The sequence below is a fragment of the Sphingobium sp. genome, from assembly GCF_036170395.1.
Classification (GTDB): domain Bacteria; phylum Pseudomonadota; class Alphaproteobacteria; order Sphingomonadales; family Sphingomonadaceae; genus Sphingobium.
The window spans coordinates 15,108-34,461 of record NZ_JAVHPD010000043.1; the positions used below are offsets into that span (position 1 = coordinate 15,108).

The 19,354-nt window shown below is 64.3% G+C and carries 18 protein-coding genes; 10 read left to right on the top strand and 8 right to left on the bottom strand.

What is annotated here, in order from left to right; all coding sequences use genetic code 11:
- The first annotated feature begins 27 nt into the window (after positions 1–27).
- Genes V2B31_RS11535 through V2B31_RS11570 form a run of 8 tightly spaced genes read left to right on the top strand, consistent with a single transcriptional unit; the run spans position 28 to position 11,209 of the window.
- Positions 28–1,965 carry a hypothetical protein gene (locus tag V2B31_RS11535; RefSeq protein WP_086485617.1) on the top strand — a complete coding sequence of 646 codons (1,938 nt, stop codon included), beginning with the start codon at positions 28–30 and terminating at the stop codon, positions 1,963–1,965.
- On the top strand, positions 1,962–3,077 hold the full coding sequence (traN, locus tag V2B31_RS11540) for a conjugal transfer protein TraN (protein ID WP_086485616.1): 1,116 nt from the start codon (positions 1,962–1,964) through the stop codon (positions 3,075–3,077). Before V2B31_RS11535 ends, traN begins: the two co-directional genes overlap by 4 nt.
- Positions 3,049–3,927 carry a type-F conjugative transfer system pilin assembly protein TrbC gene (locus tag V2B31_RS11545; RefSeq protein WP_086485615.1) on the top strand — a complete coding sequence of 293 codons (879 nt, stop codon included), beginning with the start codon at positions 3,049–3,051 and terminating at the stop codon, positions 3,925–3,927. The genes traN and V2B31_RS11545 overlap by 29 nt, the downstream gene beginning before the upstream one ends.
- Positions 3,899–4,498 carry a S26 family signal peptidase gene (locus V2B31_RS11550; RefSeq protein ID WP_086485614.1) on the top strand — a complete coding sequence of 200 codons (600 nt, stop codon included), beginning with the start codon at positions 3,899–3,901 and terminating at the stop codon, positions 4,496–4,498. The genes V2B31_RS11545 and V2B31_RS11550 overlap by 29 nt, the downstream gene beginning before the upstream one ends.
- Positions 4,495–5,373 carry a conjugal transfer protein TraF gene (locus tag V2B31_RS11555; RefSeq protein WP_140159567.1) on the top strand — a complete coding sequence of 293 codons (879 nt, stop codon included), beginning with the start codon at positions 4,495–4,497 and terminating at the stop codon, positions 5,371–5,373. The genes V2B31_RS11550 and V2B31_RS11555 overlap by 4 nt, the downstream gene beginning before the upstream one ends.
- The gene (locus tag V2B31_RS11560) at positions 5,370–5,954 is read left to right on the top strand and encodes a hypothetical protein (protein WP_086485613.1); all 585 of its coding nucleotides are present in this window, start codon (positions 5,370–5,372) and stop codon (positions 5,952–5,954) included. Before V2B31_RS11555 ends, V2B31_RS11560 begins: the two co-directional genes overlap by 4 nt.
- 45 nt (positions 5,955–5,999) lie before the next feature.
- The gene (locus V2B31_RS11565) at positions 6,000–7,424 is read left to right on the top strand and encodes a conjugal transfer protein TraH (RefSeq protein ID WP_086485612.1); all 1,425 of its coding nucleotides are present in this window, start codon (positions 6,000–6,002) and stop codon (positions 7,422–7,424) included.
- A 14-nt stretch (positions 7,425–7,438) separates the two neighbouring features.
- Entirely contained in the window at positions 7,439–11,209 is a 3,771-nt protein-coding gene (locus tag V2B31_RS11570) for a conjugal transfer protein TraG N-terminal domain-containing protein (protein WP_086485611.1), read from the top strand.
- Here V2B31_RS11570 and V2B31_RS11575 read toward each other — a convergent pair.
- The 6 genes from V2B31_RS11575 to V2B31_RS11600 form a co-directional block, all read right to left on the bottom strand.
- The gene (locus V2B31_RS11575) at positions 11,196–11,651 is read right to left on the bottom strand and encodes a hypothetical protein (protein WP_048577673.1); all 456 of its coding nucleotides are present in this window, start codon (positions 11,649–11,651) and stop codon (positions 11,196–11,198) included. The genes V2B31_RS11570 and V2B31_RS11575 overlap by 14 nt on opposite strands.
- A 243-nt stretch (positions 11,652–11,894) precedes the next feature.
- Positions 11,895–12,422: a hypothetical protein gene (locus V2B31_RS11580; protein ID WP_048577672.1), complete on the bottom strand. Its 528-nt coding sequence runs from the start codon at positions 12,420–12,422 to the stop codon at positions 11,895–11,897.
- Positions 12,419–12,664, bottom strand: a complete 246-nt coding sequence (locus V2B31_RS11585; RefSeq protein ID WP_237449632.1) for a type II toxin-antitoxin system TacA family antitoxin — start codon at positions 12,662–12,664, stop codon at positions 12,419–12,421. Before V2B31_RS11585 ends, V2B31_RS11580 begins: the two co-directional genes overlap by 4 nt.
- Positions 12,665–12,931: 267 nt before the next feature.
- Positions 12,932–13,810, bottom strand: a complete 879-nt coding sequence (locus V2B31_RS11590; RefSeq protein ID WP_286866151.1) for a LuxR family transcriptional regulator — start codon at positions 13,808–13,810, stop codon at positions 12,932–12,934.
- Between the two features lie 117 nt (positions 13,811–13,927).
- Complete coding sequence (locus V2B31_RS11595) at positions 13,928–14,086, bottom strand: hypothetical protein (protein WP_158500997.1); 159 nt, start codon at positions 14,084–14,086, stop codon at positions 13,928–13,930.
- 191 nt (positions 14,087–14,277) lie between these two features.
- On the bottom strand, positions 14,278–15,210 hold the full coding sequence (locus tag V2B31_RS11600) for a 1-phosphofructokinase family hexose kinase (protein WP_048578303.1): 933 nt from the start codon (positions 15,208–15,210) through the stop codon (positions 14,278–14,280).
- A 233-nt stretch (positions 15,211–15,443) separates the two neighbouring features.
- Here V2B31_RS11600 and V2B31_RS11605 point away from each other — a divergent pair, with 233 nt between their 5' ends.
- A complete protein-coding gene (locus V2B31_RS11605; RefSeq protein ID WP_086485946.1) occupies positions 15,444–17,042 on the top strand; it encodes an MBL fold metallo-hydrolase in 1,599 nt (532 codons plus the stop codon).
- Positions 17,043–17,164: 122 nt separating this feature from the next.
- Entirely contained in the window at positions 17,165–17,401 is a 237-nt protein-coding gene (locus V2B31_RS11610; RefSeq protein WP_086485610.1) for a YdcH family protein, read from the top strand.
- A gap of 70 nt (positions 17,402–17,471) precedes the next feature.
- Here V2B31_RS11610 and V2B31_RS11615 read toward each other — a convergent pair whose 3' ends face one another.
- Positions 17,472–18,440 (bottom strand): calcium/sodium antiporter, encoded by a 969-nt coding sequence (locus tag V2B31_RS11615; protein WP_086485609.1) that lies wholly within the window; start codon positions 18,438–18,440, stop codon positions 17,472–17,474.
- 7 nt (positions 18,441–18,447) lie between these two features.
- Positions 18,448–19,347: a universal stress protein gene (locus V2B31_RS11620; RefSeq protein ID WP_086485608.1), complete on the bottom strand. Its 900-nt coding sequence runs from the start codon at positions 19,345–19,347 to the stop codon at positions 18,448–18,450.
- Positions 19,348–19,354: the final 7 nt, after the last annotated feature.

A 19,354-nucleotide genomic window follows, 5' to 3' on the forward strand; every position in this document is an offset into this window, starting at 1 on the left:
TTCACGCGGCACGCGGGCGAGGCAGCCATGAAAGTGCGCTGTCTCCTCCTGCTGGCGGCGACCGCCACTCTACCAATGTCGGCCTCGGCGCAGACAGTCGAGGATCGCGCCCGCGCCGCCGCCGAGGCCTCGCGCGCGAAGACGTCCGACAGCGATGCGATCCAGGAGAACTATCTGACGCCGGGCCTTGCCGGGCAGCCGATCACGACCGTCGACAACAGCAAGACGTTCAACCCGAATATCGCGTGCCAGAAGACGGCGACGCTGCTCGAACTGCTCGCGCAGCCTGCCGGAACGGGGGACATCGGGACGCTCCGCATTTCGCGCGACAAGGATCTCGACGGCAGCGTCGACCAGACATTGACCTTGCCCGTGCCGGTGTCCGGCATCTGCGCCAACGGCATTGTTTCCTGCCAGCCCGGCACCTGGAACCAGTGCAAGACGTTCAAATGGGATGTCGCCTCGAGCGGCGACCTCAAGCTCACCGAGGTCGGGTTGACCGATCTCGCCGGCTGCTACTGCATCAACAACAGCTGCGGCGCGAACCTGGTCTGGGGCAATATGGCCTCGGTGCTGAAGGACCTGGGTGGCGGGGTGATCGGCGCGCTCACCACCGCCGATCCGCGCGTCGGCGTCGCGCAGGCCGCGATCGACGGCCCGGTGATCCGCTATACCGGCGCGCAAAGCACCGCCTGCACGCCCAATCCGTCGCTGCCCCAGACCGCCTATCGCGCCAATCCGACCGCGATCCAGGGTGACGCCTCTGCGGCGTCGACTTCGAGCAGCATCTTCCAGGCGCTCAAGGCCTCGCCCGCTGGCGTCGGCAAGGCGGATCAGGTGAGGCTCTGCACGATCGAGCGGGAAGTGACGCTGGCGCCGGCGATCTATGACGACATCATCAGCGTTTCCGGACAAGTCCAGTCGGTCACGAGCTGCGGAACCGACTGCCGGCGCTACCGGATTGGCGGCAACGGCAATTGCTCGGCCGCACCGCCCATATTCACGGCGACGTTCCAGGTTCTGAGGCCAGACGGCCTCGTCTCTGCCCGCATCGTCCGGCAAGACGCCAATGACTGGCTGCAATCACGCGTCAACGGCGAGGTCGTCGGCTATGCCGGCAAGCGGCCGTGGCTGGGCGACGCCCTGCCTTCGGGCGACTGCAACGTCGATGCCGAAACGGTCAACCTGACGCCGATCGATCTCACCGAACGGTTCCGCGCTGGAACGGCGGCGCTCGGCGTGCGCGTGCGCGGCGGCGGTGACGGCCGTTGGGGCTGGGTCGATATCGAGGTCCGGGTCGATGCGAGCTGCGGTGTCTCCGAACGCCTCGTCGATCTCTGCTCGGGCTATGCCGCCGATTCCGCCTGCCGCCTCGATGGCGAGACCGTCGACGGCGTGCAGACCGTCAGGAACGGCGTCGGCACCGGCCTCACGCCGCTACCGCAAACGCGCCTGTTCGGCAATGGGATCTGCACGATCCGGCTGACCCGCGATTTCTTCAAGCGCGAGCGCCGCTACAAATGCGCCGTCGATCTCGGCTCGCCGACGCCGCCCGATCTCAGCCGCGGCGCCTATATCATCGACCATTCGACCGAGGCGCTGCTCGCCGACCGGGTGAAGACCGCCGATGACGGCTATACGACGTCGTCGCGTCCCTTCGCGCTACCCGATCGCGGTACGGTCCCGGCCTGCGAGCCGGTCTGCAAGACACGCGCGCCCAAGGCTAATGACGGCGTGGCATTGGATGGCGTCGTCAGCTCCAAACAGAACGCGCCCACGGGTTGGGACACATTCTACTACGCTTGCAAGACCGGCAGCGCGGGCGGTGACATCTGCCCCGCCGGTCCGGGCGAAGAGATCGTCTCGGCCTGCGGCTGTCTCGACGATTTTCCCGAAGCAGTCGTGATGATGCAGACTGTCCGTCTCGGCGGCGCCGATCTCGTCTGCACCGGAGAAGTGCGATGATCTGGCGTCCTCTCCTCTGGCCGACGCAGGTTGCCCTGATCGCGCTCGCCATCTGCGGGTTTCTACTCGCCGGTCAGTTCGCTCCGGCGCAGGCGCAGCAACCTGTCTGCGCGGTCGACCTCGACGGCAATGGCGATGCCGGCGATCCCGGCGAGGTCGTGAGCTGCTCGGCCATGGCCGACGACGCCTGGCTTTGCCCGACCCAGCAGACGATGTGCGTCGCCGATGCGCAGGGCGCCTATAGCTGCCCGCTCGGATCGCAACATCAATGCCTGACCCCCGTGGGCGGCGGCACGCCGATGTGCTCGCCCAATGCCTGCACCGGCAGCGACGGGACGGGAATCGAGGACGATCCCGTTGTCGATGATCCGGGCGCGCCCGCTGACGGTGCGGTCGATGCCGAAGGCCATTGCCTCGGCAACATCGAGATCTTTGCAGGCCGGGCGACCCGCTGCCGACCCGCTGGTCTCAGAACCACCTTTTCGAACTGCTGCAAGGACAGAGGCAAGATCGTCAAGGACGGCATGGGCGGATCGATCTCGTCGATCGGCACCAAGATCGCGGTCGCCAAGGGCGTGTTCACCGGCATGAAGGCCGCCTATGGCGCGTTCAAGGCCGGCGCGACCGCGGGCCAGGCCGCGACGTCGGGCGCGAACGCCATCATCGCGGGCATCGATCCGACGTCGATCGCGATCAGCCTGGCGATCAACTTCATGATGGATTTCCTGCTCTCGGGCTGTGACCAGCAGGACATGGAAGTCGGCATGCTCCGGGGTTCGGGCATGTGTCATGAAGTGGGGACTTATTGCAGCTCTAGGATTCTCGGCATCTGCGTGCAGAAGTCGAAGGGCCATTGCTGCTTCAACACCAAACTTGGTCGCATCATCCAGGAACAGGGCCGGCCCCAACTCAAGAGCTTCAACCGCGTCGGATGGGGCACGCCCAAGAATCCCTACTGCCGCGGCTTCACGCCGGAGGAATTCCAGGCTCTGGATTTCTCCAAAATGGACCTTTCCGAATATTATTCCGAGATCGAGGCCCGCGCCCAGGCCGACATCCAGATCGACATGAAGGACAAGATCGATGCCTATATGCAGGTTATCGGCCAATAGCGCGCGCCCTCTGGCCATCGTGATGGCGATGCTGATTTCCGCCTCCGCGCTCGCGCAGGACACGCCGCGCCCGGACAATGCGCGCGATCGCGCCGCAGCCGAAGGCGATGCCGCGCTTGACCGGCTCGAACGCGCCACGGCGGCGCGTAAGCAGGAAGCGCAAACGCGCGGTCCGACCGCGCTACCCACGCCATCGGAAGAAACCCGCCGCCGCGCCTTCGATGGCTTGCGCAAGCGCGCACCATCGCCCGCCATGGATGCACGCGCTCGGGCGGCGCTCGACAAGGGCAAGGATGCCATGGCCGCCGAGCGCGAAGCGATGGCGCGGCGTTTGGGTCACGCGCTCGGGCTCGAGGCGCCCGACATGGAAGCGGTCTTCGGCGTCGCCGCGCCGCCGAGCGCCAAAGGCTGGGTGCCGGTCCTGTTCGTCTCGTCGTCCATGCCGGTAACGACGCTGCGGACCTATGCCGCACAACTCGAGAAGGCGCGCGGCATCCTCGCCTTTCGCGGCATGCCGGGCGGCCTCACCAGGGTCGCCCCGATGGCGAAGCTCTCGGCCGAGATATTGCGGCATGATCCCGGCTGCGAAGGTCCGGCCTGTGCGATGCGTGACGTGCAGCTGATCGTCGATCCGCTGATCTTCCGCCAGCATGGCGTCGCCCGTGTTCCCGCGCTGGCCATGGTCCCGGGCGATCCGGCGCTGCCTTACTGCGAACGCGAGGACGAGAGCCCGCGCGCCGTCCATGTCGTCTACGGCGACGCGGCGCTCTCCGGACTTCTCGAAGAATATGGCCGTCTCGGCGGCAAGCAGGAGGTGCGCGATGCTGAAGCTCGCCTTCGCTGCTGCTAAATCGGCCTGGGTGGGACTCAAGGCTCTGCCGCTGAAAGCGGCGGTGGCGCTCGGCAGTTCCGGGCTCGGCCAGCCACCGCGCCCCAGGCAGCTCTGGAAAGCGTTCGGGATCGTGCTGCCGATCGGGCTGCTGACCTGGTGGGCGATCCCGCAGGCGACGATCGTGATGAGCCCGTCGATCGATGCATGGGCAGTCCGCAATGCGCCGGGGCCGATCGGGCGCGGCGATTTCGTGTCGTTCACGCTGTCGCACCCGCTCGCCGGCCCCAAGCCCGTCCAGGTGACCAAGATGGCGCTGTGCCTGCCCGGTGATCGCATCGACTGGATCGAGAAGCCCTCGCCGATGCATCCGGGCGAATGGGATGGCTGGTATTATTGCAACGAGACCCTGCTCGCAGTGAGCAAGCCTTTCGGCCATAACGGTCAGCGTCTCGAGCACTGGCGGCCGATGATCAGGACCATTCCGGCGGGCATGGTCTATGTCGGCTCGAGCCATGCGAGCGGGTTCGACAGCCGCTATTACGGCCCGGTCGCGATCGCGCGGCTCCGGCGCATGGAAAAGCTGCTGTGAGCCGGGTCCGCCTTGCCCTCGCCGCGGCGCTGCTGCTGGCCCCGTCGTCCGCGCTGGCCCAGGGGTCGGGCGATGGCCGCACCGGCTATTGGTGGTATCAGCCGCCGCCGAAGCCGGCAGAGGGGGAGCCCGATCCTGACGCGCTGGTGAAGCCGGCCATCCCGCCGATGGCGGAGCTCGCCACCTGGACGCCGCCGAAGATCAGGAAGCTGATCGAGCAGCAACGCGACTACGCCGCGACGGTGCTGACGGTCGATGCGGTCGCGGATTTCTGGCGCTTGCAGGATTTCGCGAGGCGCAAGGCGCGCGCCTTCGCGGGAGTCACCCAGATCGCCATGCTCCAGAATCCCGAACTCAGCGCGAAGTCCGCCAATCCGATGGTCGGCGAGGCCCGCGACCAGCTTTCCGCGCAAAAGGATCAGGTCCGCCGCCAGTATCTGCGCGGCCGCGCCAATGAGTTCGCGCTGGTCATGTTTTCACGCTCGACCTGCGGCTATTGCCGCGTCCAGTGGCCGATCGTCCAGCGCTTCCAGGAGGAGATGGGCTGGCAGGTCACCCTGATGGACATCGACCGCAGGCCCGAGCTGGCCCAGCGTTTCGGGGTCGAGATCACGCCGACGACGATGGTCATTCGCCGAAACAGCCAGCAACGCATGGTGATCGCGAGCGGGGTCGAGGCTTATCCCACTCTCATTCAGACGGCCTATCAGGCGGTGCGGCTGCTCGCGGGCGATATCCGGCCCGAACAGTTCCTGACCGGGGCCGGCGAAGAGGACGGCTTTTTCGATGCCCTCTCGGCCGGGCCGGTGTCCGCCACCGATCCCCGCGCGCTCGGCGGCGATCTGGTCGGCGCGAGCCTGGAGCCGCAGCGGTGAAGCGGCTCGTGGCCTCGGCGCTGGCCGGCCTGCTCGTGGGCGCTGTCCCGGCGTCGGCGCAGGCTCCGACCCGCGAACAGGCGATGCGCGCGGCGATCCATCCCGTCGCGACCGAAGCCGAGATGCGCGGATGGCTCGCCCGCGTGCCGGTGACGCGCGACTGGCCACCCGATTTCGCGGGAACCATGAAAGGCCAGGGACCGGCCTTCATCGTCGAGATGAGCACGGCACCGGGCTGCATTCCCTGCGCGGACCTGTGGACCAGGCTCGGTGCGCTCGGACAACGCTATGGCTGGAAGGTCCGCACGATCGGATCGCAGGAAGCGATGCTGCGATCCGGACGGCTCGGCTTGCCCTGGGTCGGCCATCCCGTCGCGTGGGTGCGCCCGGTGTCGGACGCCAACCGCATCATTCCGGTCGCCATCGGCACCGATCACGAACCGAACCTCGCACGCAATCTCTATCTCGCCGCCAAGATGCTGACCGGTGTGAAACCGTCGGTCGGCGTGCGCGGCATGTCCAAATTCACCGGGATCGTGGGCGTAGCCTCACCTCCCTCATCCAACCGGGCGAGGAACTGACATGGGGAGCCGGATCCTCGCCCCCTCCCACGAAGGTTGCTTGTCATGGCTACCCTGCGCCGCCGCCTGACCCTGCTCGCGCTGCCTCTCCTCACCACCCTCGCCACAACCTCTCCCGCTTCCGCGCAAAGCTGGGCGGAGTCATGGTTCGACAATGTGACCTACACGTCGCCGGGCAGCTTCGAGGATCAGACCCGCGGCTACATCACCGCGGGCGGCATGTCGGGCCGGGTCGACGTTCACAACGACTATCTGATGAGCGTGACGCTGCCGAAGATCAGGGCGGGCTGCGGCGGTATCGACATGTTCCTTGGCGGCATGTCGTTCCTCGATCCCGACTATCTCGTGCAAAAGCTTGAAAGCATCCTGCAGGCCGCGCCGGCGGTCGCCTTCCAGTATCTGCTCGAAACGCTCGATGAGAAGATGGGCAACATCATCTCGAAGATGGAAGCCGCCACCAACTTCCTGAACTCGATCCAGGTCAACGACTGCCGCCTCGCCAACCGCATGGTCCAGATCGCCAAGGGCGACGACAATATGAGCGGCATCATCGAGGAGATGACCGGCTACAAGTCAGTCCGTGAAGGCTTCTCGAAAAGCTATCAGCAGAGCCGCGAGAAGATTCAGGCCAACCAGGGCAACCCGACCGAGGACTTGAAGGACGCGCTCGAGAACTGCCCTGCCGAAGTGACCGAGATCTTCAAGACCGGCTCGCTGCTGGCCCATGCCGCGGCGCGGGTCGGCGCGTCTGAATGGGCGGGAGTCATGCGTGCCCGCGTTGGCGACGTCTATATGCGCTGGGACGCTATGGACCGCGTGCCGTTGTTCAGCGCGATTCCATCGTGTCCGCGCCAGGATACCGAAAGCGTCGACGATTTCCTGACAGGCCGGGTCCAGACCCGGGCCATCGCCGTGCCGCCCACATCGGCAGACTGCTCGGTCGATGGCAGCGGCAAGGGCGCGCTGATCCTCGCGCGCGGCCGGATGGAGTCGATCGCGGTGAAGATCCGGACGCGCGCGGCGTTGACGCCCGAGGAGCGCCAGTTCGTCGCCAATGTCCGCACCCTGCCGATCTACCGCCTGCTGGAATGGGGCGTGCGGCAGGGCATGGTCGACAGCGTGATCGGCGATACCGATGAGCTGGTCGCACTGACGCTCGCCTATCAGATGCTCAACGATCTGACGCGCAGCATCGATTTCGCCGTGTCCAACGCCGAGCGCGGCGCGAGCGCGGCGGGCGCAAGCGACGCGGGCAATGCCAAGGTCTGCCAGACTCGTATCCTCTCCAAGGGGATCGAGCAGCTCGGGGGCCTTCGAGACGAAGTGCTGCGCCAGCGCGCGCAGATGCGTCAGTCCTATATGGCCGCGCTCAACCAGGCGAACCTCTCGGCGAACTATGCCGGCGTCGTTCGCCAGCGCGACCGTGATGCGCGCGACGCCGCCGGCGCCGCCGCTAACCGCAACCGCTGAGCGAGGGCCGCGCCATGATCCGTATCCTTCGCGCCCTGTCGGTCCTGATCGCTCTCTTCGCGGCGACGCCCGCGCTCGCGATCGACACCAGCTTCCATACCTATGACGGCTTTGCGGAGACCGTGGACGCCTTCCGCCTGGTGTCGATGATCTTCGGCGATCCGCGCTACGAGACGCTGGTGCTGATCGTTGCGGTGGTCGGCATCGGTCTCGGCGTGCTGCTCGCCAGCATCCGTGGCTCGGGCATGGGGTTGGTCGGGTTCGGTTTCCAGATGCTGATCGGCGTCGGCCTGTTCGTCGGCATGGTCGCGACCACGGGCACCGTCCATGTCTATGACCGCGTCCGCAACGCCTATCAGCCGGTGGGCGATGTACCCAATCTCATCGTGCTCGTGGCGGGCGTCACCAACATGATGGAGCGCGCGCTCGCCGAGGTGATCGACGACAATACGACCGATCCCCACGCCAAGCTCGAGTTCGGCGCGGGCGGCCACACGTTCGATCTCTTCCTCAATGCGGCATCCCCGCGCGGCCCGATGACCGACACCTTCCTCGATGCGACGATCAAGGATTATGTGCGTCAATGCTATCCGGTGGCACGTGTCTCGCCCGCCTACGGCGTTGACGACGACATGCTGTTCCGAACCGCGACCGATCTGCCCGCGGCCTTCGCAGGCATGGCGGGACCGGCAACCTTCAGCACGGTGTTCACCTCCACCGACAAGGGCGGCACGACGGTGAGCTGCACCGAAGCCTGGGAGCATATCTCGACCCGGCTTTCCGAGCCCGCGCTGTTCGACAATTATGTCGCGCAGGTCTGCACGCGCACCGGATACGACATCGCCAATGCCACCCAGCTTCAGCGCTGCCGCGCCAATATCGGCGAACTCGGCCAGATGATGATGGATGCTCCCCAGTCGCTCCAGCAGTTCCTGACGAACGTGATGCTCGGCAGCACCGTCGGCGACGTGCTGTTCGAGGACAGTCCGGCAACCGCCGCGCGCGTCATGGCCAATCGCGCGGTGGTTTCATCCGGCCTCGCCACCATGTCGACGGCCAATGAATGGATGCCCACGATCCGGGCCACGGTCTTCGGAATCATGCTGTTCATGATGCCGATCGCGCTGCTGTTCATCCTGACCCCGATCAACCTGCGCGTGGCCTCCTTCGCGCTCGGCCTGTTCGTGTTCGTCGCGCTATGGGGCGTGATCGATGCCGGGATCTATCAGCTCACGCTCGGCCGGGCGACCGATGTGCTGGCCGAGATGCGCGCGAACAATGTCGCGGCCAACGCCTGGATGCTCGCGCCATCGTCCGCGATGAAGGCGCTCGCCATCTTCGGCAGCTTCCGCACGGCTGCGGCGGGGCTTGCCGGCGCCTTCGTGTTCACGGTGTTCCGCTTCTCGGGCAATGTGTTCACCTCGTTCACCAGCGGAGCCCTCGGTGTCCAGGGCCAGGGCACCGCGGCCGCCGCGCCGCTCGCGACCAGTGAGGGCTATGCCGGTGCGCTCGAGGCGCAAGCCACGGCGGCCGGCACCATGGCGCGGCGCGGTGCCGCGTCGAACTTCGGGGACTTCGGGGAGCGCTCGACCTTCGGGGCCAATCGCGCGTTCGGCGCCGCAAGCCGCGTGCTCGCTGAGCATGGCGGCGGAGCGAACGGCACGGCCGCCTTCGGCATGGGCAAGCTCGACGCCGCACGCGAGCTCGGCGGGCTCTCGCCTGCCCTCACTGGACGCAGCCTGACCGATCCCGAGACCGTTCGTGCCGTGCGCGACAATGCAGCGACGACAGCAATCCACAACTTCGCAGAGAAGGATGCGCTGCGCACGCTCGGCACGGGCTATTTCGGGCAAGGCCAGGCGGGCGAAAGCGCGTTCGCCGCCTTTACGCAACGGATGGTCCAGTGGAAGGCGTTCGGCGATACGCGCGCCTACGACATGATGATGTCCGGCGCGCAGCGGCACTTCGAGCGGAACGGCTATGACCAGAAGGACGCGGCGCTGAAGGCCTCGACGGTGATCGCGCAGGCGTCGGCCGATCCGACCTTCGCCAAGCTCATCGCCAACACCTTCGATCAGGAGCAGATGCTGAGGAACGACCTAACCGCCGCCCAGGTCCAGGTCGGGGCGATGGAAGGCCGGCGCGATTTCGCGGGCGACAATGTGGCGCGGATCGAGCGCGGCAATGTCGCGACCGAACAGGCCCATCGCACCGGCAGCAATGAGGGCCAGCGCAATGCCGCATCGATGCTCGGCCTCGGCGTGCAGGAAACCTCGCGCCGCATCGCCTTCATCAATGCGCTCTCGGGCGAAGCCCGCTCCTCCGCCATCACCCAACTCTCGCGCTCAACGGGGCGCAACGAGGCGCAGGTCATGCGCGCGCTCGAAACCTATAATGCCGCCGTGCAGGTCGGCACCGCCGACGGCGCTACCGCCGAGGCGGCGCGCGAGGGGACCAGCGTCTATGGGCGCACGCGCGAGGCGGCTGGCTACGATTTCGCCGAGCGGTCGGGCAAACTCGATGCGCAGCGCGAGGTCGGCCACGATGGCACGCGGTCGGCCGCTCGGATCGGCGAACAGCGACGGCAAGCCGACAATGCCGGGTTCGCAGAGGGCGCGGCGGCCGCGGGCATGTCGGTCCGGCAGGCGGCGCGGCTCGACAGCTTCATCCGCACCTTGAGCCAGGGCGCTGGTAATCAGGTCGATATGGCCGAAGGCGGCGCGGCCGGGATCGCCGATCGCGCGCGCAACGAGCGCCTGACCCGCATTGTCGACAATGAGCGCCTGACCCGCATGCAGCAACTGCTGGGCGAGCATGGCGTGCAGATGTCCAAGCGCCAGATCGCCATGGCGCAAAATGGTGACCTGAGCCTCAATCTGACGCCGGAGACCGCAGCGCAGATGTGGCGCGGTGGTCTGATCAACGAGAGCCAGCTCGGTGCGATCGCCAATGGCGGGCGTGCGCGATTTTCGTTCGCCGACAACGATGTGCTGGTATCGAGCTCGGTCGGGTTCCAACAGTCGGCGCGCAACGACACCAGTACGCGTTTCGAGGCGGGCAAACAGGCCGGGCCCGACACGATCGAGCATTTCCTGAGCAGCGGCGAACAGGGCCAGGCCATGATGCAGAACTGGCTGCGCGGCGGGTTCGAGATGGACCGGCACGGCAACTGGCGGCTCAATCCGCAGGTAGCAGATACGCTCACCAGGGACGTCCAGGCGATCATCGCGCAGACCGGATGGCAGCGGGGGCTGTCGCGCTCGGCGCAGGATCAGGTCACGATTGGTACGTCTGTCGGTGCTCATGTCGGAGGGAGTATCGACTCTCAGGAATCCGAAGCTATTGGCGGCCGCGGACAACCGGCCGGCAAGGGACAGCAATCGAGCCAAACGCCGACCACCCAGAAGGGCCGTTCCACCTCGGGACGTGTCGGCGGAAGTCTGGGGTTCGAGAGCCGTGATGTTGGCATTTCAACGGAGAATGCTCAGTCGAGCCTGGATATCGTGAACTACGACGTTCGAGAGGCAATTGCTGCCGCCGAACGTGCCGCGGCCCGGTCCAGCGATCCGGCTGCAACCTTCTCCCGCGAACTGTCAGATCGCATCCTTGGCCCGGATGGCATGCGTAACCGCTACCTTCAGGACGCGGATTCCGGGCGCGCGACATTCGACGTTACTGGCCCTCTCACATCGGTTGAACAGAACGCGGTTCTGAAGGGCGGGAGATTCTCCACGGACATCGAGGGCAGCCCGGGCGATGGCGACAGCAGCTTCAAAAAACGCTGATACGAGCGCCATTGTTAGGGCTTATCGGATTGCCGATGTATAGCGCCCCGGAGCGCGGATCGTGGATATCGCTGCCGGCTCGGATATCTTCCATAGCGCGATCATGCTCTTCCCACAGACGGGCAATTCTAGCCCGCGCCTCATCGGATATAGGATCGCCCTCGCCCTGCGGCGCAAATGCCGTCAGCCAATCCTGCGCGTAACCGACACCCAGCGCCAGGAGCGCAGTCATCGGGAAGAAAAGCACATTGAGAAAACCGGCAGGCGCGCTGTCGTAGAAGGCCTCCAGCGGCGCGATCTTCGTGGACGCCGCCATGCCGATCCACCAGACCGGGATCGTGGCCCACCACGCCTTTGCATACCACGGACGCCACAGCCAATCGGCTAGCCTCAGCCGCGGCGCTGCAGGATCGGTTGGGGGCATGTCGGCTGCGGTATTCATCGATAGTTCCTCGCAGCCGACTATAGCAGAGATCTTGTCATTGTTCCATCATTCATAGCCGGTTTCGTGCGGCAAATCGCACTGGAACACTGGTTTGACCCCGCTGATTCTGTTCTCTGCAAGCCGATCTGGAGCGCGCCTCAGCCTTCGGGTTCCGATGTGGATATGGTCGCGCGAGTGACCCCGGTGTGGAGCTCACGTCGAAGACAAACGACATTGCACGGCGCATCGCGCCCTGAACGCCTAGAACTGGCCTGCAGCTCTCAATTCACGTTCGAGTGTCGCAAAGGGCAATATGAGCGTCAGCGGTTTGTCGTGCAGCGGAATAGCGCCGTAGCCGGCATACCAGTCCGCGGCGCGCTCGTTTTTGGCGTCGATGATCAGCATAACCCCGCCGACCTCGGTCGCGACGCGAATGCATCTGCGCCCGATCGCGCCCAGGAGCTGACCCCCGAGCCCTTGCCCCTGCACACGCAGATCCGTTGCTAGCCGCGCGAGCCGGAAGCCCGGCACCTCATGCCTGGCGAGTCCTCGCCTCGCCAGTTCTGGCGTATCCGCATGATCCATGCTGCCCGGAGCGATGCTGTAAAAGCCGAGAACCGTCTTGCTGTCGGTGTCGTCGATGGCGAGGAACGTCTTCGCCCCGCCTGCCTCGTGGCTTTGCCGCGCATAACGCTGCAAGTAGACGTTCAGATCATTGTCGCCGCAGTCGAATGAAGTCCGGTCATGCGCTTTCGAAATCGCTTCCTCGTGCCATGAAGGAAGCGTCATGCCAACTTCGGCATCGCGGCGATGGCAGCGCGCAGTTTCGCATTCACCGGCGGCGGGTTCTCGAGCAGATCAAGAACGAGCAGGCTGTCTCTCTCGCTCAGTTTCGTCCGCTCCGACTCTTCGATCACGTTCTCGGCCTCGCGCAGCGCCGAACGTGTGACAAAGGTCGTGAGATCGGTATGCTTGAGCGCAGCCGCCCGGGCAAGCAAAGCCTTTTGCTCCGGCCGAATCCGCAGGCTCATGCGTCTGTTGTCTTCCACTACTGCTCGCGGCATTGTGTGCCTCCACTCGTACAGCTTCAATTGGTACACCCTTCCGCTGCCGTTCGTCAAGCAGTGTACGCTTTGAAAGAGCACCGGGGCGCTTGGGGGCGTTAACGCGCTTCCCCACTCACCACCTTTCCGATTCTACTCCACCGCCTCAACCAACCTCCACCCTTCCGCGCTGCTCGCCGCAAAATGGTCCAAGCCGTATCTGGCGCATCGTCCGCTCCCGCAACGCGATGTGAGCTATCCACGCTCCGGCTTGTCGTCGGCGCTCTCGGGCACCTTGCTATCCCTGTCCTGGCCATCACGGATGACCTGAGCATCGATGATCGCGCGCGCGACCAGCTCCGAGCGCCTGAAGACGCCGTAGCGTTGCTTCGCTCTCGTTATGAAATACCGAACCGTGGTTTGGGCGATCCCGAGGATCTGGCCGATCTCCCAATCGGTCTTGCCGAGCGCGATCAGCGCCGTGCATTCTGCCTCGCGGCGCGTAAGCCGGGGAACATTGCGGTCGTGCATGGCGTGATGGAGATAGAGGCCCGCCCTGAACGCGAAGCCGGCGATGATCTGGAGCGTGGTCATCAGCGATGGCGTGATCTCGATCGGTTCCGGGCGGGCGAAGGTGCATGACGCGTAGGACTCGCTCGGGATGTGTAGCGGCACGGTGACGCCGTGAACGATCCCGTAGCGCCCCGCTTCCTTGAAAAGGGCATGCTGGTGATCGGCAAGCTCGACGACGTTGCTGATCTCCTCCCAGCCGAACGGCCGATCGAGAAGCTGGCTCACTTCATAGACCGGGTCGATAACATAATAGTGGTTTGCGATGTAGGATTGGACGAACTTCGCCGGATAGTTGGTGACTACCATCGAGCACTCGACCAGCCGCGGCAGACCGCCGTGTTGGACCAGCGCGATATAGGGAAAGCCCATTTGCCTGGCGGCATCAGCCAGTCCGTCGCGCAGTGCGTCGGTCGACGATGCCATGTTGAGACGGGATAGCGCTTCAAGCAGGCGGGGTCCGACATACACGGGTTTCTCCTCCTCGCCGGCGCAGATCTTCGTCCAGTCGCAGGCTTCCGCTCCGACCAGACTAGGCGGAAACTTCTCGAAGAAGGGACGCATCTGCGGTTGTCTTAGCGTCTTGCGGACGACAACTTTTCTGATCGCGTGAGCTTGAAAAGCAATTTTTAGCCGAATCGAGGCCGGTCGTGCTAATATTCATAAAGGATGGATCCTTTGCTAGATTTGAGGGGCCTGCTGCTGCTCCAGAGCGGCCGTGATTATGGCGGCCTGCATGTGCGGCAGAAAAAGCAGTATCCTCGCCGCCTCTGGATGAGCAATCGGGAAGGGCGCGCGGACGTTCATGTTCGCCCCGTTGGGAGTATTGTCGGTCATCATTCAGTCTCTTTGGCGTAAGAGGTTGACTGACCGACCGGCCTTTTTCCAGCAATGCGGGATTCTACGCACCAGGGTCTGTTGCGCGCCGCCTAGCGCTATCGCCGTCGCAACCAGGCTCGCGATCGAACTAGCGTCGAGCTTGCGCATGATTCGGGCGCGATGAATCTCAGATGGCCGATTTGCCGCAACACTCAGGGTATTGGCGTAACCTGCTGGTATAGGTGCTGGATATTGTCTGGTCTGGCGAGATCGTGACCCGGGCTCATCACGGCGGCAGCGCCAGCAGCAATTCCGAAGCGGAACGCTTCGGCCGTATCCCAGCCGATCGAGATCGCAAAGAGCATGGCGGAGAGGAAACTGTCACCGGCGCCAACCGCACTTTTCGCCTCTATGGAGGCGGCCGGCAGAAAAAGCTGTCCGGTGGCAGTGGCAAGGATTGCGCCGTCATGGCCCATGGTCACGGCGACATGCGCGGCTTGTCCCGATCGAACGATTTCCATTGCGGCATTGGCGATCTCGTCGGGTGTCGCGAGTTTCTGGCCGGTGAATTGCCGCAACTCGCCGATGCTGGGTTTTACGAGAAAGATGCGGCCTTCCTGAAGGCCACCCTTGAGACCGGGCCCTGAACTGTCGAGCACAACCGGGATATTGCGTCGGTGCATCAGCGCCGCGACCTGACCGTAGAAGTCACCGGGCATACCCCGGGGTAGCGAACCGCTTAGGACCATGAATTTGCACTGCGCGTTTTCAAGCTGGGCAAGACACGCCTGCCATTCGACAGGCTGGATTGTCGGGCCGGGCGGGACGAAGCGGAATTCCTTGCCGCTTTCGATCTCCAGCACGGCAGATGCAACGCGGGTGTGGCCCGCGATGGTGATGCGATTGCGAACAAGCTGATGAAGGTCGAGCAGGCCGTCGAGCGCATCGCCCGTTGCGCCACCCGCCATATAATAGTTTCGAGCATTGCCGCCGAGGCGGACGAAGACCCGGGCGACGTTGATGCCGCCACCGCCTGGGCTGTAAAACTCGGATTTTGTCCGCATCTTGCGCGTGTGGAACATGCGATCGACTTCGTAGGCGACGTCGATCGTGGGGTTCAGCGTCAGGGTGGCAATGTTCGTCATTCTGCCATTGAGCGGGCCGGCCGCATTCCGGTCTATCCGCAATATCCCCAATTCAACCGGCCCATATTCGCGGATGTGATCGAGGATCGACGACGTCGCGGTCAGCGCGATGTGCTCGGCCAGTACGGCAATGCCAGTTGACGCGGCCCACTACGGGATATCTCGCATAGCTCGAGTTATAGGGGTGTCTAAGGGTCGGACTGTTGCAGACCAAGCAGGAGCAGAGTGAGCCGATGAGTAACGAGCCCAAGATCACCTTCCACGGCGCTGCAGGGACAGTCACCGGCTCGTGCATGGAACTGCACTATGGAGGGAGTACTGTGCTTATCGACTGCGGCCTTTTCCAGGGATCGCGGACTCTCGAAACGCTCAATCGGGACCCATTTTCATTCGATGTGCGCAGGATCGACGCGGTCGTGCTGACCCATGCGCATATCGATCACAGCGGGCTTCTGCCCAAGTTGTCGGCCGAGGGCTACCGTGGCCCGATCTACTGCACTCCCCAGACCAAGGATCTTCTCTACTACATGCTGCCGGATGCCGGACGGATCCAGGAGAGCGAAGCGGAGCGACGCAATCGTCGGCGTGATCGCAGGGATGAAGTGCCGTTCGAGCCGATCTACACCGAAGCGGATTCGATGGCCGCTTACAGCCTGTGCGACACGGTCGAACTGAATGAGTGGTTCGAGCCGGTACCGGGCTTCAGGACCCGGTTTTGGAATGCAGGGCATATTCTGGGGTCAGCGTCGGCCGAGATGCACGTCGGAGGCTCGCACCTATTGTTCTCGGGAGACCTTGGACCGCATCACAAGGCATTCCATGCGGATCCGGAAGCGCCGGTTGGTTTGGACCATGTCGTGTGCGAAAGCACCTATGGCGACCGGGTTCGGGAGGATGTCTCGATAGAGGAACGCCGGACGCAACTCGAGGCGGAGATCAAGGCCGCCCTGACCCGCGGCGGCAATCTGGTGATCCCAGTGTTTGCACTTGAACGTACTCAGGAATTGCTGCTCGACATCGCGACACTGATCAACACCGGGCGTCTGGCATTTCCGCAGGTGTTCATCGATTCTCCGTTGGCGACACGGGCGACCGAGGTGTTCGCCAAGCACGCCAACGACCTTGAAGACATGGGTTCGGGGGAGATCTTCCATCACCCGTCGTTCCACTACACCGCCACCACCATGGAATCGATGCGGCTGAACACGATGTCGGGCGCAATCATTATGGCCGCGTCCGGCATGTGCGAAGCGGGGCGTATTCGCCACCATTTGCGGTACAATCTCGCGCGTCGGGAATCGACGATCCTGTTCGTCGGCTTCCAGGCGGCTGGCTCGCTCGGCCGGACGATCCTCGACGGTGCCAGTCGCGTCCGGATCTGGGGACAGGACGTCGCGGTCCGTGCCCAAATTCGTCGGATCGACAGCTATTCCGCGCATGGCGACCAGACGGATCTCAAGGAATGGATCACGGGGCGGATGCCGATCAATGGCAGTCTTTTCCTGGACCATGGCGAGCCAGTCTCCATCGAGACGCTACGCCGCTTGATGCAAGGCGAAGGAGTGTTGTCAATCGTCACGCCGCAGATCGGCGAGACCTATTCGTTGCCCACAGGAGCGCCGGCCAAGCGCCTGAAGACGGGCGATGTCGAATTGCAGAGCGCGGTTGGGCGGGATTGGCAGAACGACTATGCCGATTTCTCGGTCCGGTTGAAGAAGGAACTGCAGGATATCGAGAGTGCGTCGGCACGGCGCGAGGCGCTTGCCCGGATGGGCGAGATCCTGCGTTCCTACCAGTCCCACCGCGAGAAGCGGAAGAGCCGGCAGGATTAGCTGCCCGAAGCTCCTTGCTCTGCTCGACCAGGCCTATCGCCCGAAGCTGATGGGGAACCTACTTATGGGCGCACCCGGGTGCGTCCTCTATCACGCTTGCATAGGCATCTACGGAGTAAGACATGTCGAACACACCGCATAATTTGAGCGAAGAGTTTCCGGGCCAGTTGGACAAGATCCATGCGCTGAAGGTCTCAAACCCGAGCTTTGCACAGTTGCTCATCGACTATGATGAAGTGAACGACGAAATTCACGTGGCCGAGACCAATGTCCAGCCGACGTCGCACGATCATGAAACCGAGCTTCGCAGGCGCCGCTTGGCGATAAAGGACCGGATCGCCGCAGCACTCTCGAATTAGCCCAATGGGTCAAGGGGTCTTGCGCGGCGCTGTCGGCCTTCGGATACGCGCCGGCGGGAAACGGCTCATCTCATGCACGCTGTATGATGAGGTAGCTAAGGTACGCCACGTAGGCACTCACGAAGAGGCCACCCTCGCCCCGCGTGATCTTGCGGCCGCTAACGAAAACCGGAATGCAGAACAACGCTACGCCTAGCATCACCGGGATATCGATGCCGATAAGGTGAGTGTTGACGTCGATGCCATCGGCCGGAATGAGGCAGGTCACGCCAAGGATCACAAGAATGTTGTAGACGCTGCTGCCGATCAGGTTGCCGATGGCGATGTCACGCTCACCTCGGAAGGTGGAAATGATCGTGGTCACGAGTTCGGGCGCTGAGGTGCCGATGGCGACGATGGTCAGACCTATGAATGCGTCCGAGACGCGCCAGAGACGTGCCAAACCGACGGCACCCTCGACGAGCCAGTCGGCGCCGGCGACGATGATGACAAGGCCGGCGGCAAGCATCAGCATCTCGGTGGCCGCCTGGCGATTGGCGAGGCGCCGGGGCCCGTACTCACGGGCAAATTCCAACTTGACCTTAATGCTCTCTTGCCGGGCGACGCGGATGACCGCCAGCGTGAACGCCGCGCCCATGGTGACGAGTAGGAGCCCCTCCAACCGCGAGAGCGTGCCGTCCCATGCGAAGGCGAGCAGCGTGGCCGAGGCGATGACGATCACGGGGAGTTCCAGGCGCAGTGTCTGCATCTGGATCGCCAGCGGCCGCAGCGCGGCGCTCAGCCCGAGGATAAGGAGGATGTTGACGGTATTGGTGCCGGCGATATTCCCCACCGCAAGCGAGCCGTTGCCCTGAACGGCGGCATCGATGCCGACAGCCAGCTCCGGAGTGCTCGTTCCGAGCGCGACGACGGTGAGTCCGATCAGCAGGGGTGAAACGCCGAGGCGTGCCGCCAGAGCCGACCCGCTTCTCACGAGCAGTTCGGCGCCAGCGATCAATGCGGCAAGCCCGACGCAGATCCAGACGATCGCAAGAGTCATCGGGAGGTCAGTCTGCCTTGCGCTTCGCGGGATCGGGCACGAGGAGGACGTCGCCGGGCACGGCATCGATGATCTTGCGCGCCGTGCTTCCGATCAGGGCTTCATAGACCATGCCGCCGCCATGAGTCCCCACCACGGTGAGATGGCGCCGCGAAGTCTCGGCATAGTCCTGCAACAGCCGCTCGGGCACTCCGTTTTCGATCATGCGGCTGACCATGCGAGCCGTATCGGGCGCGATCCCGGCTTCGGCCAGGAACTTGTCGGTCGCGTCCTTGCCATAGTCCTCGAATTGCTTCTCGACTTCCGCGCGGCCGAGATAGCCGGCAAAGGGCACGTCATAGGCGTGGAAGAGCGAGATGCCCGCATCTGGGAAGAACCGGACGGCCGTCTCGAGCGCGACACGGGAAGACTTCGAAAAATCCGTCGTGACGAGCATGTTGTGATAGCGCTCGAAGGCGCGGTCGCGGACGATGAGAACGGGAACGGGAGACTTGCGGATCAGCCGGTCGACAGTGTCGCCAAGGAACATGCGCGCCAGTAGTTCGTCGCGGGCGACGCCGGTGACGATCAGCTCCGCATGGGATTTCCGGATGACCTTCAGGACGACATCTGCAGGCGCTCCCGCCTCGACATGGACTGCGATGTCGATGTTCGGGTCCTCGCGCACCAGATCCCGGAACATTCGATCGCGGACCTTTCGAACCGGGTCAGGCGGGCGACGCCAGGATGGCTGGTCGCGCAGGCTCCCGAACAGGGTAATATCGTCGGGTGGGGCAAGCGCGTGGATGACTGTGAGTTCGGCCTGCCACGCCTTGGCGACCATCAGGGCCCGGTCGAGCGCGCGGTCGCAACGATGGCTGAGGTCGGTTGCAAGCGCGATACGTTTGGGGAAAGTGTCCTGGGTCATTTCGTCC

Bases quoted from the DNA above. Each gene is read 5' to 3' on its own strand.
- V2B31_RS11535 (WP_086485617.1), top strand. From the start codon at position 28: ATGAAAGTGCGCTGTCTCCTCCTGCTGGCGGCGACCGCCACTCTACCA.
- traN (WP_086485616.1), top strand. From the start codon at position 1,962: ATGATCTGGCGTCCTCTCCTCTGGCCGACGCAGGTTGCCCTGATCGCG.
- V2B31_RS11545 (WP_086485615.1), top strand. From the start codon at position 3,049: ATGCCTATATGCAGGTTATCGGCCAATAGCGCGCGCCCTCTGGCCATC.
- V2B31_RS11550 (WP_086485614.1), top strand. From the start codon at position 3,899: ATGCTGAAGCTCGCCTTCGCTGCTGCTAAATCGGCCTGGGTGGGACTC.
- V2B31_RS11565 (WP_086485612.1), top strand. From the start codon at position 6,000: ATGGCTACCCTGCGCCGCCGCCTGACCCTGCTCGCGCTGCCTCTCCTC.
- V2B31_RS11570 (WP_086485611.1), top strand. From the start codon at position 7,439: ATGATCCGTATCCTTCGCGCCCTGTCGGTCCTGATCGCTCTCTTCGCG.
- V2B31_RS11575 (WP_048577673.1), bottom strand. From the start codon at position 11,651: ATGAATACCGCAGCCGACATGCCCCCAACCGATCCTGCAGCGCCGCGG.
- V2B31_RS11580 (WP_048577672.1), bottom strand. From the start codon at position 12,422: ATGACGCTTCCTTCATGGCACGAGGAAGCGATTTCGAAAGCGCATGAC.
- V2B31_RS11585 (WP_237449632.1), bottom strand. From the start codon at position 12,664: ATGAGCCTGCGGATTCGGCCGGAGCAAAAGGCTTTGCTTGCCCGGGCG.
- V2B31_RS11590 (WP_286866151.1), bottom strand. From the start codon at position 13,810: ATGCGTCCCTTCTTCGAGAAGTTTCCGCCTAGTCTGGTCGGAGCGGAA.
- V2B31_RS11595 (WP_158500997.1), bottom strand. From the start codon at position 14,086: ATGATGACCGACAATACTCCCAACGGGGCGAACATGAACGTCCGCGCG.
- V2B31_RS11600 (WP_048578303.1), bottom strand. From the start codon at position 15,210: ATGACGAACATTGCCACCCTGACGCTGAACCCCACGATCGACGTCGCC.
- V2B31_RS11605 (WP_086485946.1), top strand. From the start codon at position 15,444: ATGAGTAACGAGCCCAAGATCACCTTCCACGGCGCTGCAGGGACAGTC.
- V2B31_RS11610 (WP_086485610.1), top strand. From the start codon at position 17,165: ATGTCGAACACACCGCATAATTTGAGCGAAGAGTTTCCGGGCCAGTTG.
- V2B31_RS11615 (WP_086485609.1), bottom strand. From the start codon at position 18,440: ATGACTCTTGCGATCGTCTGGATCTGCGTCGGGCTTGCCGCATTGATC.
- V2B31_RS11620 (WP_086485608.1), bottom strand. From the start codon at position 19,347: ATGACCCAGGACACTTTCCCCAAACGTATCGCGCTTGCAACCGACCTC.